At 73.9% G+C, this 11,938-nt stretch carries 10 protein-coding genes, 3 tRNA genes and 1 pseudogene; 7 read left to right on the top strand and 7 right to left on the bottom strand.

The genetic code is table 11. The features are described from left to right. Positions 1-69 precede the first annotated feature (69 nt). Complete coding sequence (locus TNCT6_RS21620) at positions 70-678, top strand: hypothetical protein (protein WP_172632977.1); 609 nt, start codon at positions 70-72, stop codon at positions 676-678. 30 nt (positions 679-708) lie between these two features. On the opposite strand, the gene TNCT6_RS21615 is transcribed toward TNCT6_RS21620, so the two are convergent. Together TNCT6_RS21615 and TNCT6_RS21610 are read right to left on the bottom strand one after the other, a co-directional pair. After that, positions 709-1,578, bottom strand: coding sequence for a RimK family alpha-L-glutamate ligase (locus tag TNCT6_RS21615; RefSeq protein ID WP_141361175.1), 870 nt, complete (start codon positions 1,576-1,578; stop codon positions 709-711). Between the two features lie 253 nt (positions 1,579-1,831). Beyond that, positions 1,832-5,491, bottom strand: coding sequence for a S8 family serine peptidase (locus tag TNCT6_RS21610; protein ID WP_141361173.1), 3,660 nt, complete (start codon positions 5,489-5,491; stop codon positions 1,832-1,834). A 320-nt stretch (positions 5,492-5,811) separates the two neighbouring features. Between TNCT6_RS21610 and TNCT6_RS21605 the strand changes: the two genes are divergently transcribed. After that, the gene (locus TNCT6_RS21605) at positions 5,812-6,852 is read left to right on the top strand and encodes a rod shape-determining protein (protein WP_141361171.1); all 1,041 of its coding nucleotides are present in this window, start codon (positions 5,812-5,814) and stop codon (positions 6,850-6,852) included. A gap of 18 nt (positions 6,853-6,870) precedes the next feature. Here TNCT6_RS21605 and TNCT6_RS21600 read toward each other — a convergent pair whose 3' ends face one another. Next, positions 6,871-7,824 (bottom strand): anti-sigma factor RsbA family regulatory protein, encoded by a 954-nt coding sequence (locus TNCT6_RS21600; RefSeq protein ID WP_141361169.1) that lies wholly within the window; start codon positions 7,822-7,824, stop codon positions 6,871-6,873. A gap of 330 nt (positions 7,825-8,154) precedes the next feature. After that, complete coding sequence (locus TNCT6_RS41930; RefSeq protein WP_308789471.1) at positions 8,155-8,388, bottom strand: hypothetical protein; 234 nt, start codon at positions 8,386-8,388, stop codon at positions 8,155-8,157. On the opposite strand from TNCT6_RS41930, the pseudogene TNCT6_RS41925 reads away from it, so the two are divergent. The 3 genes and pseudogenes from TNCT6_RS41925 to TNCT6_RS39990 all read left to right on the top strand — a co-directional run. After that, positions 8,293-8,649: pseudogene (locus tag TNCT6_RS41925) on the top strand (hypothetical protein); the annotation flags it as partial. The gene TNCT6_RS41930 and the pseudogene TNCT6_RS41925 overlap by 96 nt on opposite strands. 14 nt (positions 8,650-8,663) lie before the next feature. Further along, the gene (locus TNCT6_RS41920) at positions 8,664-8,957 is read left to right on the top strand and encodes a hypothetical protein (RefSeq protein WP_308789470.1); all 294 of its coding nucleotides are present in this window, start codon (positions 8,664-8,666) and stop codon (positions 8,955-8,957) included. Further along, a complete protein-coding gene (locus TNCT6_RS39990) occupies positions 8,954-9,115 on the top strand; it encodes a hypothetical protein (RefSeq protein WP_172632976.1) in 162 nt (53 codons plus the stop codon). Before TNCT6_RS41920 ends, TNCT6_RS39990 begins: the two co-directional genes overlap by 4 nt. Positions 9,116-9,275: 160 nt before the next feature. Here the strand turns inward: TNCT6_RS39990 and TNCT6_RS21590 are convergent. The 3 genes from TNCT6_RS21590 to TNCT6_RS21580 all read right to left on the bottom strand — a co-directional run bounded on the left by TNCT6_RS21590 (position 9,276) and on the right by TNCT6_RS21580 (position 9,692). Next, positions 9,276-9,352, bottom strand: a tRNA-Ile gene (locus TNCT6_RS21590). Between the two features lie 189 nt (positions 9,353-9,541). Beyond that, a tRNA-Asn gene (locus tag TNCT6_RS21585) sits at positions 9,542-9,614 on the bottom strand. A 5-nt stretch (positions 9,615-9,619) separates the two neighbouring features. Beyond that, positions 9,620-9,692, bottom strand: a tRNA-Asn gene (locus TNCT6_RS21580). A 146-nt stretch (positions 9,693-9,838) separates the two neighbouring features. Between TNCT6_RS21580 and TNCT6_RS21575 the strand changes: the two genes are divergently transcribed. Continuing rightward, positions 9,839-10,141 (top strand): YtxH domain-containing protein, encoded by a 303-nt coding sequence (locus tag TNCT6_RS21575; protein WP_141361167.1) that lies wholly within the window; start codon positions 9,839-9,841, stop codon positions 10,139-10,141. Between the two features lie 91 nt (positions 10,142-10,232). Next, positions 10,233-11,687: an FGGY-family carbohydrate kinase gene (locus tag TNCT6_RS21570; protein WP_141361165.1), complete on the top strand. Its 1,455-nt coding sequence runs from the start codon at positions 10,233-10,235 to the stop codon at positions 11,685-11,687. The last annotated feature ends 251 nt before the right edge of the window (positions 11,688-11,938 follow it).

Genomic DNA, 11,938 nt, shown 5'->3' with positions numbered 1-11,938 from the left:
GCGCGCGGACATTGGGCGGGCGCGCGGGCAGCGGGTGGGAAAAGGCCGGGCGGAACGGGGTGGGCGACGATGGATCCCATGACCACGCCCTCCGGAAAGCGCCCCGACGGCCCCTTCACCCCGCTGGACTTCCAGTTGGTGCTGCTGCGCCGCATGGCCGACCACAACCCGGACCTGGTGGAGGACGCCCGCCGCACGCTGGGCGTCTCCCGGGCGCAGATGCGCGAGGCCAACAAGCGCTGGCAGGCGATGGCCCGCTCACCACGGTCCCGCTCGGCGGCCTCCCGGTACCGCTCGATCCTCGGCGAACCCGAGTCGACGACCGCCCGACGCATCGGCGACCTGGACTGCGAGGCCCGCAGCTGGCCCGTCCCGCTCTGGCCCGATCTGCGCCTGGAGGTGCTGGCCGCCCCGGACGGCCGGGTCTGGAACGAGTGGCTGGTGCGCGCCCCGGGGGCCGCGGGACCCGACCTGAGGACCGTGGCCGACCTGACCCCTTGGTCCTGCACGGTCGACGAGGCCGCCCGCGCCTTCGCCCCGGCCCGCCCCCTGGAGGGCAGCGCCCCGACCCGCTGGGGTCTGTCCTTCCAGGCCCCGGACGGGCAGGGCGTCCGCCGGGAGGTCGTGGCCGAGTTCACCTGGGGCCTGCTGCAACGGACGCGGATCGGCGGCGGGTGACCCTGCCGGGGGCAGTCGCCCGGCAGCGGCTCAGCCCGCGGCGGCCAGGATCGCCTCCGTCACCGCCGCCACCGACTCCGGATGCAGCCACAGGAACAGGTTCGGCTCCACCAGCTCCAGCTCCATGAGACGGGGTTCGCCGTCCTCCCCGTCCACCAGGTCGACCCGGGCGCAGAGCAGTTCGGGGGCGCCGGGCACGGCGGCCAACGCGCGCTCGGCGACGGAGACTTCGGCCGGGGTCGGAGTCCACGGCGCGATGCCCGGGTGGGCCGCCTTGCGCTCGTCGTAGGCGATGCCGGGGGCGAGGACGGCACCCTTGCGGCCGGCGTGCAGCAGGCGTCCGCCGAAGAACTGGAGCGCCCGCTCCCCGCCCGCGTCGATGCGCCGCATGTACGGCTGCACCAGGGCCGTGAGCCCTTCGGCGTGCATCCGCGCGAGCTGTCGTACGGCGGTGTCACGCTCGTCGGGCGTGTACCGGGCGGCGAAACGCGCTCCGGCCCCGGACGCCGGTTTGATCACGTACTCGTGGTCGTCGGGCAGGTCGGCCGGGTCTCCGGGAGCCAGGTACCGGGTCGGCACGACGGGCACACCGGCCGCGCCGAGCTGACCGAGGTACCGCTTGTCGACGTTCCACCGCACGACCTCGACGGGATTGGCCAGCCGCGTCGCCTTCGCGCACCGCTCGGCCCACTCCGTGAACTCCCCCACCCGCCAGCTGTAGTCCCACGTCGACCTGATCACCGCGAGATCGAACCCGCCCCAGTCGGCCCCGGAGTCGTCCCACGCCACGGCCCGTGCCTCGGCCCCGGCCGCCTCCAGCGCCTCCACCAGCACCGGAAGGTCCGGGTCGTCGCTGATACCGGGCGCGGGCCGGCAGGTGACGAGCGCGATGCGGGGCACGGTGGGGCTCCATCCTCGTAGTCCCTCGTGGATGCGCGTGGATCCGTGCAGATCCACGCGGATCCTGGTACGAGGCGTCGAACAGTGACGGGCCCGCAGGCTAACAACCTCCCGTGTCGGCGCGTGCGGTCGCCCCTGGTGCAGGAACGGAGTCACCGGTCCCGGCCAGTCGGCCCGTACGAGAGTCGCAGAGTCGCAAGGAGTCCCTTACGTGCCTTCCGGGCTCTTCTCCCGCCCCCGTCCCCGGACCCGGTCAGGACGGGGGACGGTCCTCCTGCCCGATCCCCACCGCCCGGACGACCTCCTGCCGTACCGAACCGCCCCGGTCGTCGCCCGCGGTGGCCCGCAGCGAGACGGACGAGGCGCCGCGCGGCACCGACAGGGTGCCGCGCCAGGAGGCGTGGCCGCCGGTGAGCGGGACCGGCCGCCAGGTCGCGCCCTCGTCGTAGGACACTTCGAGGCTGCCGTCACCGATGGTGCCGGTGCCGGTCGCGCCCGCCACGTACCGGGCGCGGACGCCGACCGGCACCCGGCCGCCGCCCCGCAGGTCACCCGCGAGGTCGGTGCCGATCTCGAAGGCGAGGTTGATCAGGGGCAGGGTGGTCCAGCGGTCCTCGGGGGTGGCAGACGAACGGAACGTCCACTCGGCGTGCCCCCGCGTGGCGAGCCGCCACCTGCCGGCGTCCAGCGCGGTGTCCGTGACGAGCCGGTACGTGTGCTCGGCCGGGGGCGCGTCCGTCACGAACACGGCCGCGCCCGTGCGCCGGTCGGCCAACTGCCCGTCCAGATGGACCGCCGTCGTCTGGGACATGCCGCTGTCCGCGCTCCACACGTCCCCGGAGCCGGTGTGGTCGGGCCCGGAGTCGCCCCAGCCGGGCACGTTGAACTGGAGCCGGTCGCCCGCCCGTTGCTGCCCCCAGTCGAGTCCGGTGCCGAGCCACGGGTGCCAGACCGGCTTGAACCAGTCGAGCACGGGGTGCGTTCCGCCCTCGTAGCGGACCCGGCCACCGCGCTGCTCCAGCGTGCCGTCGCCGACCGTCACCGACTCCTGCCAGCGCTCGCCGGGCCCGGTGGAGACGTAGTCGGTGCGCTCGGCCGGGAGGTCGATCCGCTCCTGGAAGCCGATGCCGACGGGGAAGGTGTCGGTGACCGCGTACCGGAACTCGCTGCCGCCCGTCGGCCGCGCCGCGTGGAACCTGGTCCGGATCGCGGCCAGTTGGCGAGGGCCGGGCGCGTACGTCAGCTCCGTGTCGGGGATCGCCCCGCGATGCCCCTGCGAAAGGTCGTACACGTACGGGGTGTTCCGTGTCCCCGTCATGTCGACGCGACCCGCGGTCCGCAGCCGTGCCGCGTCGGCGGCGTCGACCGTGGCGATCTGGAGGGGGCGGTCGGCGTTGTCGTCGGTGCCCCACCAGGCGCTCAGCCGGCCGGGCAGGTCGTCCGTCGCGAACAGGGCCTTCACGCCCGCCTCCTGGGCCGCCTGGGCCAGTGCGGCCGGTTCGGCGGAATCGGTGAGCCGGGCCAGGACCGCCTTGCCGCGCACGTCCCCGCCGGTGAAGTCCCCGTCGCCGACGTCGACGAGCGGCAGCCTGCTGCGGCCCTCGATCAGCGTGCCGCCGGGCTGGACGAGCGCCTCACCGACGCCCTTGACCTCCAGCGGCGGCTTGCCGAGCCGCCACACGGTCCGGTACTCGAAGGTGCCCCGCGTGACCGGCTCGGTCGGCGCGGCGAAGACGCTGTCGTACGCCACGGGCACCTGGACGGCGCCGAACAGGTCGGAGCCGTCCGCTGTCCGGTCGTACTCCATGAGCAGTTGCCGGGTCTCCGTGCGCCGTCCGGTCTCGGCCCTGATCTCCCGCAGGCGGCGCCCGTCCAGGGTGACGTCGCGGTCCCGATCCAGCCTGATCTCGGGGGCCGCGAGGAAACCCAGGCCGAGGGAGTCGGCACCGTGGCCGTCGCGTACGTCGAGGAAGGAGGTCAGGCTGTACGTGCCCGGCTCGAGGCGCAGGCGGAGGGTGCCCGAGTCGCCGACGTGCGCGGGGTACGGATCGGCGCCCGCGGCGAGCCGCTGCACGGTGAGGTCGGCGGGCACGGGTGCGCCGTCGCGGTCCTTGACCCGCACGGTGAGCGTGTACCGCTCGTCCTCCTTGACCAGCCCGAACACGGTGTGCGCGACCGGGGTGCCGGACGCGGAGGCCACGATCCGCCCGGTGGTCCCGCCCACCGGCGCCTCGGCCGCGTCTCCGGTCACGGTGGTGGTGGCGGTGCCGTGGGCGGGCACGGTGAGCGCGGAGTCGGCGAGGGTGGCCACGCCGTCCGGGGCGCCCTGGACGGCGAGACTCAAGTCGACGTCGGTGTCGGAGGAGTTGGCGTAGGTGAGCGTCCTGGTCACCGGCTTGTCCGTGTCGGGGGGCCAACGGTGGAACCCGAGGTCGGCGCTTCCGGTGGCGGTGATCCGCGCGTGCACGGCGTCCGGGACGCTCACCCGGCCCGCCCCCAGCAGGTAGGCGGACGCGTCGAGTTGCCTCGACGTCGACATCAGCGCGTCCTTGATCCGTTCGCCGCTCCAGTCGGGGTGCTGCTGGGCGAGCAGCGCGGCGGCACCGGCGACATGGGGCGTCGCCATGGAGGTGCCGCTCATGGAGGTGTAGGCGCCGTTGCCGGGCGCGAGCCGGGAGCGGGCGGCGAGGATGTCGACGCCGGGTGCCGCGAGGTCGGGTTTGAGGGCGTTGTCGCCGGTGCGGGGCCCGGCGCTGGTGAAGTGGGCGGCCCGGTCGGAGGGGTCGACCGCGCCGACGGTGAGGGCGGCGTCGGCGGAGCCGGGCGAGTCGATGGAGGAGGGGGCGCCGGTGTTGCCCGCGGCGACCACGAAGAGGGCGCCGGTCTCCCGGGAGAGGGTGTCGACGGCCCGCGCCATGGGATCGGTGCCGTCGCTGGGCTCGCTGGAGCCGAGACTCATGGAGACGATCCGCGCGCGCACGTCCCGGGCGGCCCACTCCATCCCGGCGATGATCTGCGACTCGCTGCCCGACCCCTGGTCGCCGAGCACCTTGCCGACGGCGAGGGTGGCGTCCGGGGCGACCCCCTTCTCCGCACCGCCGGAGGCCGCGCCGCTGCCGCCGACGGTGGACGTCACGTGGGTGCCGTGTCCGTTGCGGTCGGCGTCGTCCTCGCCGTCGACGAAGTTCCTGGTGACGGCGACCCGTCCGGCGAGGTCGGGGTGGGAGGTGTCGACGCCGGTGTCGAGGACGGCGACGGTGACGCCCTGGCCGGTCAGGCCGGACGCCCAGGCCTCGCGGGTGCCGATCTGCGCGTTGCTCTCGGCCATGTCTGCGGTGACCCGCCCGTCGAGCCACACCTTGTCGATACCGCCGGACGGGGTGCCGCGCCCGGTGAACTCCCGCCAGAACACCCGCCCCTTGGCAGCCTCCACGGCGGTCCCGCGCACACTGGTGAGACTCCGGGTCCGCTCCGTCCCGCGCGGGGTCGCCGCCCGGACGCCCTTGCCGTAGGTCACGATCAGCGGCAGCTCGCCGGTGCGGGCGTCCGCGAGCCCCTGCCGTAACAGCGTGTCCACGTCGAACAGTCGCCGGTCCAGCCGGCCCTCCCGCAGATACGGCAGGGCCTCGTCCGGTACGACGCTCAGGGCGCCGCCCGCCATCTGCGTGCGCACGGCACCCGTGGCGCCCGGGGGCCGGCGCACCGTGACGGTCCTCTTCCCGCCACCGAGGTCGGTGACGGTGACCTTGTCTCCGGTGACGAGGGTGACGGTGCGGGCACCGCCCGGGGTGGCCGACGGGGAACCGGGCGGCCCCGCGGGCTGCCGCGCCGCCGCCGGTCCGGCCGGCAGCAGGGCGATCACGAGCCCGGCCGACACCAGGGCCGCTCTCCGTCCGGGGGGTCCTGCGCGCATCCTGTCTCTCCTCTCCGCGCCACACGTCCTCGGTGCTGCGAAGAGTGGCAGAACCCTTGTGTGGTAGGGGAGTTGGAAGACGACAGCGAGTCGGCGCCTGGCGGGTTCCCGCCAGTGGGACAGGCCCCGGACGGCCGGCGGCGGAAGCCGTCCCTGTGTCCCTGACTCTCACTCCTTACGCACGGAGCGCCGGAATCCACCCGTCCAGCGGCGCCCCGCCCGGCCCCCTTGAACAGGCGCCCGTTCCGGCGCGACCGCACGATGCCAGGGAGGCCGCCGCACGGTGGCCGCCACGGTCCGCGCTCTCAGGAGGCTCCGCCATGTCCGCCAGTCTGGAGCAGTTGCGCCGCTGCCACTTCGCCGTCGACCTGGGAGCGGCCCGGACCCGTGTCTACGTGAAGGGCCCGGGGCTCGTCGTCGACCAGCCTTCCGTCGCGGCCGTGAACACCCGTAACGGAGCCCTGATCGCGGTCGGCGAGTTCGCGGAGAGGATGACGGGCCGCACCCCCGCCTACATCCGGGTCGTCCGCCCGGTCTCCGGCGGCACGGTCGTCGACATCGAGATGGCGCAGCGCATGCTGCGGCACCTGCTCGGCGACGGGATGCGCCGCGCCCTGCGCCGCAAGGCGCCCCGGCTGCGGGCCGCCGCCTGCACCCCGCACGACGCCGATCCGCTCGCCCAACGGGCCACGATCGAGACGCTCGTCGGGCTCGGCGCGCGCCGCGTGGAACTCGTCGACACGCTGATCGCCGCCGCCGTCGGCTGCGGGCTGCCCGTGGAGCGGGCCGAGGCCACCATGATCATGGTGTGCGGGGCCGCGGCCACCCAGGTGGCCGTCCTCTCGCTCGGCTCGATCGTCACCGCCGAGCGCATTCCCGTCGGCGGGGAGGCCGTCGACCACGCCATCGTGCAACACCTGCGCCTCGCACACGCGTTGATGCTGCCCAGCCAGTCCCTGCGGCCGCTCCAGATCGCCCTGTCCGGGAACGGGCTCACCCCGTCCGGCCCGGCGTCCACCGAGATCCATGGGCGGGACGTGGCCACCGGACTGGCCCGGTCCGTACGGATCGACACCGCCGCCGTACGGGAGGCCATCCAGACGCCGCTGACCGCCGTGCTCGACGGCATCTACAAGGTGCTGCGCGTGTGCCCGCCCGATCTGGTGGCCGACCTCGCCGACCGCGGGATCATGATGGTCGGCGGTTCCGCGCTGCTGCCGGGCCTGGACCAGATGCTGCGCGAGGCGACCGGCATGCCGGTGCACATCGCCGAGCGCCCCGACGTGTGCGCGATCCAGGGGCTGGGCGCGATGCTGGAGGGCGAGGTCGAGCCGCTGGTGCTGAACCCGCTGGGCGCGTAGGCGGGTTGACCGGTCGGGTCACCGGGGCCCCGGTGGCGGTCGGTCGGCGAACCAGCAGCGGACGGTGGTGCCCTCCGCGCCCGAGTGCACGCGGACCAGGTCGGCGACGAGGTTGACCAGCAGCAGACCGCGTCCGCCGCGCTGCTCACGGGGGACGGGCCGGCGACCGGCCAGCGGATCGTCCAGGCGGCCCTTGTCCCGCACCTCGCACAGCACGCAGCCGTCCTGCGCCCACACCCGCAGCTCGCCCGAACCGCCGCCGTGAACCACGCTGTTGGTGGTCAGCTCGGCCACGGACAGGGCCAGGTCCTCCAGCCGGGTGGCCGCGGGCCCGAGCCGCGCGCCCTCGGCGACGGCTAGGTGCCGGGCCTGCGACAGCGTCTGCTCCGTGAAGGAGAAGGACAGCGCGTCCGGCACCGGCGGCAGCGGCTCGTTGTACCGGTCGACGACCTGCTCGGGGGCGTAGGCGGCGCTCTCCCGGTGCCCGGTGCCGCCGGAGGGGATGACCACGGGGTGGGTGGCGTGCGCGTCGGCGAGGGCCCGCCCGTCGAGGCGGGTGGCGTCGTACGGGCACAGGATGGTGACCTCGCGGCCCTGGAAGGCCGGGTTGATCAGTGCCTCGTGCTGGGCGCAGGCCGGGTATTCGACGGGCGTACGGCCGGCCCAGACCGGCTCGCCGATGATCCGCACCCGGCGGCCGGGCGGCTGGGCGTCGGCGAAGGCCCGCAGCACCGCGGGGATGATCCGGCCGGGGTTGCGCCCGACCTCGCGCATGTCGAGGAGCCGTACGGACCGGGCGTCGGCGCCCAGACCGGTCTCGATCAGCCGGAGGTTGTCGCCGGGGACGGCCACCGCGACCGGTTCGCCCGACGCCAGTCCCTCGCGCACGAAGGGCACGGTGCCCGCGAGGTACTCCCGCTCGTCCCGGTAGAACAGGGCGGGGTGGAGGAAGGGTTCCGCGATCGCGGTCATGACGTCGACACCTCCGTCCCCGGCAGCTCGGGCCAGAACATCTCCGTTGCCCCGGACGCGACGCCCCCTGTCCCGCGCCGTCCGGCACCTACGCCTTACGCGTACCCCACCGCATCCACGACAAGGCCCGTTTCCGGGCGTGTGCAGTCGTACGGGGAGCGGGCAGGCGCAATGGCAGCACCGCCGGGGTTCCGTGGCTCCGCAGCGCCGCGGTGTGCCCGGGGGCGCGGGCCGGCCGGGGCGACGGGGAAGGCGACGTCGCGAAGACGCGCGAGGGCCGCCGAGGACGGACGGGGCGGGGACATGGCCGCGGCGGCATCACGATCTCACTCACGACGGCGGAACACCCCGGCCGGCACGCTCCGCGTCGACGTCCGCACGGACCCGGTGGCCGACCGGACGTCGCTCACCGCACGCGGGGAGCTGGTGCACGGCTGCGCGGAGGCCCTGGCCCGTGCGCCGGCCGAGCTGCCGCCCGACGTCGGCCGGGTCGATCTGGACGTGTCCGGGGTGACGTTCATGGGCACCGCCGGACTGGAACTCCTGGGCAGTCCAGACGAGCACGGCCGCCGTCCCCCGGTCCGGGTGACCGCGACCGGCTGGACGGGCCGGCCGCGCCGCGTCCTGGAGCTGACCGGCCTGGACACCACGGACCCGCCGCACCCGTCGGCCGACACCGCGGGACCGGAGCGGCCCCGGCCGCCGGTCACCTCCGCGGTGGCCCTGGAGCGGACGGAACAGCTGCTCCAGCTCCGGACGGAGGTCGAACAGCTCCGCCGGGCCATCTCCTCCCGCCCGGTGATCGACCAGGCCCGCGGCGTCCTGATGGCCACCCACGCGTGCACCGCGGAACAGGCCTGGAACGTCCTCCGGGAGCCTCCCAGCGCTCCAACACCAAGCTGCACGCGGTGGGCGCCTCGATCACCGCGGGCGCGCGCGACGACGGCTCCGCACCGCCGGGGAAGATCCGTTCCGCGCTGCGCGCCGCGCTCGCGCGTCGCACGGGCCCCGGCCCGGACACACCGCGGCCCGCGGACGGCACGGAGCAGCACGGACACGGTGACGGCCCGGCTACCGGGGTACCCGATGTGCGGACGAGTGACCAGTCCCGTCCGCAGGAGTCACCACCATGAGAGAGCACACCCCATCCCAGGCAGAGGGCGAACGCGACGACGAGGACACGCAGCGCGCCGCAGGACCGCCGGACACGCCGTACCCGACCCCTTCCCAGGCCGAGGGCGACCGCGACGATCTGCCGGAGACCGCCGACCCCGCCGACGACCGTTCCTGAGCGGCCCGTCAGTAGCCCGTCCGCGCCTGCCGTTGCTCCGGCCGAGTGCAAAACGGGCCAACACGCGCCGATGGCCCCCGGATCCACATCCGGGGGCCACAGACTTGCTGGGAGTGACCCGCGAAACCGCTGGTCACATCGATTCTGCGCGGGTAGCGCCTGGTGGGGCGGGTGGGACTCGAACCCACGGCCGACGGATTATGAGTCCGCTGCTCTAACCGGCTGAGCTACCGCCCCGTTGCGGCGCGTCGCGTACAAGTGTGCGCGCCGTCTGCCGCAGCATAGCCGCTCATACGATCTCCTGCTTCGGATGGTCGTCTTCCGCGGCTGTTCACGACCTTGAGGACTTCACCGCGGCCGCGGCGGTTCCCCGGGGACATGAAACCGGACATGAAAAAGGACCCCGGAGGGTCCTCGTTCAGCATGCTCCCCCGACTGGACTCGAACCAGTAACCTGCCGGTTAACAGCCGGCTGCTCTGCCAATTGAGCTACGGAGGACCGAGCTCCCCCGACTGGACTCGAACCAGTAACCTGCCGGTTAACAGCCGGCTGCTCTGCCAATTGAGCTACGGAGGAATGCCTCGTTGCATCGAACGCACCTACCTGGGTATCCGCCAGGGGGCGCGCGCTCGCTGCGACACATACATTAGCGCAAGCAGGGGGGTGCTCCGCCAATCGGTTCTCCCCGGCTGTGACCTCGAGGCAAGGGAAGGGTGGCCGTCATGCGTTACCGGCTCACGTTCATCGCAGGGATCGCCGTGGGTTACGTGCTGGGCACGAGGGCCGGACGTGAGCGCTACGAGCAACTGAAGAAGTCCGCCCTCCAGATCGCCCAGAACCCCGCCGTGCGCAACACCGCCGAGACCGCGGCGCAGCAGGGCCGGCAGTTCGCGGGCAAGGCCTACCACACGGTCAGCGAGAAGGTCGGCGACCGCGTTCCCGAATCGGTCGCCCAGCGGGTGCGCTCCCTGCGCGCCCACGCCAACGGCAGCGGCGAGGACGACTGGGGCACCAGCAACACGTGAGCGGCCCGCACCGGCGGGACCGCGCGCACCCACCGCGACGCCGGGGCGACCGCGGCCCGAGCAAGCACGGCGGTACGGCAGAATTTTCGCCATGGGGATAGTCGCCGGGTTGGACAGTTCGCCCGATTTCACTCGTATCGTCGTTTGTGACGCGGACACGGGGTCCGTACTCAGGCAGGGATTTGCGCCACATCCGGTGGAGACCCCGGAGGGCGGGGGGCGCTCCGCCGACGTCGATCCGCAGGCCTGGCTGCTGTCCCTCGGGGAGGCCGCGGGTGGCGGGCTCCTGGAGGGCGTGCAGGCGATCGGCGTCTCGGCGCAGCAGAACGCGCTGATCCCGATCGACGCCCAGGGCGCCACCGTGCGGCCCGCACTGGTCGGCGGCGACCGGCGGGCGCAGGTCGCCGCGGCCGACCTGATCGACGCGCTCGGCGGCCGGGAGGCCTGGGCGCAGGCGGTCGGCTGTGTGCCGCAGGCCCCGCTGCCGGTGACCAAGCTGCGCTGGTTCGCCAAGAACGAGCCCGAGGCCGCCGGGCGCACGGCCCTCCTGCTCCAGGCGCACGACTGGCTGGTGTGGCAGCTGCTGGGGCGGCCGATGCGCCGCACCACCGACCGCGGCGGCGCCTCCGGCACCGGCTACTGGTCCGCCGCCACCGGCGCCTACCGACCCGACCTGGTCGAGCTGGCGCTCGGCCGGCAGGCCGCGCTGCCCGAGGTGATCGGCCCGGCCGAGGCGGCCGGCACCACCCCGGAGGGGCTGCTGATCTCGGCCGGGACCGGGGAGACCATGGCCGCCGCCTTCGGGCTGGGGCTGGGCCTGGGCGACGCGGTCGTCTCCCTCGGCGCCTCCGGTTCGGTGATGGCCGTTCACCCCGAGGCGCTCGTCGACCAGACGGGGATGATCACCTCGCTCGCCGACGCCACCGGCATGCACCTGCCGGTCGTGACCACGCTGAACGCGGTGCGGGCGCTGCGCGGCACCGCCGAACTGCTGGGCGTGCCCGACCTGGAGGGTCTGTCGGACCTGGCGATGAAGTCGACGCCGGGCTCGCACGGACTCGTGCTGCTGCCCTATCTGGAGGGCGAGCGGACGCCCAGCCTGCCGCACACCGCCGGGATGCTCGCCGGGCTCCGGCGCGAGTCGATGAAGCCGGAGCATGTGGCACGGGCCGCGTTCGAGGGCATGCTGTGCGGGCTCGCGGACGCGCTCGACGTGCTGCGCGGCCGGGGCGTGGAGGTGCGCCGCGTCTTCCTGCTCGGTCCCGCCGCGGAGCTGCCCGCCGTACAGGCCGTCGCGCCCTCGGTGTTCGGCGCGCAGGTCGTCGTACCGCAGCCGGCCGACTACGCCGCGATCGGCGCCGCCCGGCAGGCCGCCTGGGCGCTCGGCACCTCCCAGGGCACCCTGAACCCGCGCACCCCGCCGGCCTGGCAGGGCGCGGTGGCCCAGATCCTGGAGCCCGGCGAGGATCTGGCGGTGGGCCAGGCGGTGCGCCAGCAGTACGTGTCGGTGCGTGAGCAGGTTCACCCCGGGGCCTTCCTGGGGTGACGACCACCCTCACGAGCCTTTTTGTCCATGCAAGCCTTTCCGGCTTATCAGACATAAGGGTCGGTCATGTTGTCCATAAAAGGCATCCTTACGGGGGTGTTTGGGACATAACGGTTCACTCGTGCGGTGGGCCCGACGACGTGAGGCCGAGGGACGACCCGGCCTCGGCCGTTGACCCGCGGTCGGGTTAATCGGTTGAGGTAACACGGGTGGAGTGTTCGACGATGGGTGCCAGGGGACATCGACCGCCC

Origin of the sequence: Streptomyces sp. 6-11-2 (assembly GCF_006540305.1) — a bacterium.
Taxonomy (GTDB): domain Bacteria; phylum Actinomycetota; class Actinomycetes; order Streptomycetales; family Streptomycetaceae; genus Streptomyces.
The sequence above is the reverse complement of the archived record's forward strand: the minus strand, read 5'-3'. Positions and strand labels throughout refer to the sequence as shown.

Excerpts from the sequence above, each read along its gene's own strand:
- TNCT6_RS21620 (WP_172632977.1), top strand. The coding sequence starts at position 70 with ATGGATCCCATGACCACGCCCTCCGGAAAGCGCCCCGACGGCCCCTTC.
- TNCT6_RS21610 (WP_141361173.1), bottom strand. The coding sequence starts at position 5,491 with ATGCGCGCAGGACCCCCCGGACGGAGAGCGGCCCTGGTGTCGGCCGGG.
- TNCT6_RS21605 (WP_141361171.1), top strand. The coding sequence starts at position 5,812 with ATGTCCGCCAGTCTGGAGCAGTTGCGCCGCTGCCACTTCGCCGTCGAC.
- TNCT6_RS21600 (WP_141361169.1), bottom strand. The coding sequence starts at position 7,824 with ATGACCGCGATCGCGGAACCCTTCCTCCACCCCGCCCTGTTCTACCGG.
- TNCT6_RS39990 (WP_172632976.1), top strand. The coding sequence starts at position 8,954 with ATGAGAGAGCACACCCCATCCCAGGCAGAGGGCGAACGCGACGACGAG.
- TNCT6_RS21575 (WP_141361167.1), top strand. The coding sequence starts at position 9,839 with ATGCGTTACCGGCTCACGTTCATCGCAGGGATCGCCGTGGGTTACGTG.
- TNCT6_RS21570 (WP_141361165.1), top strand. The coding sequence starts at position 10,233 with ATGGGGATAGTCGCCGGGTTGGACAGTTCGCCCGATTTCACTCGTATC.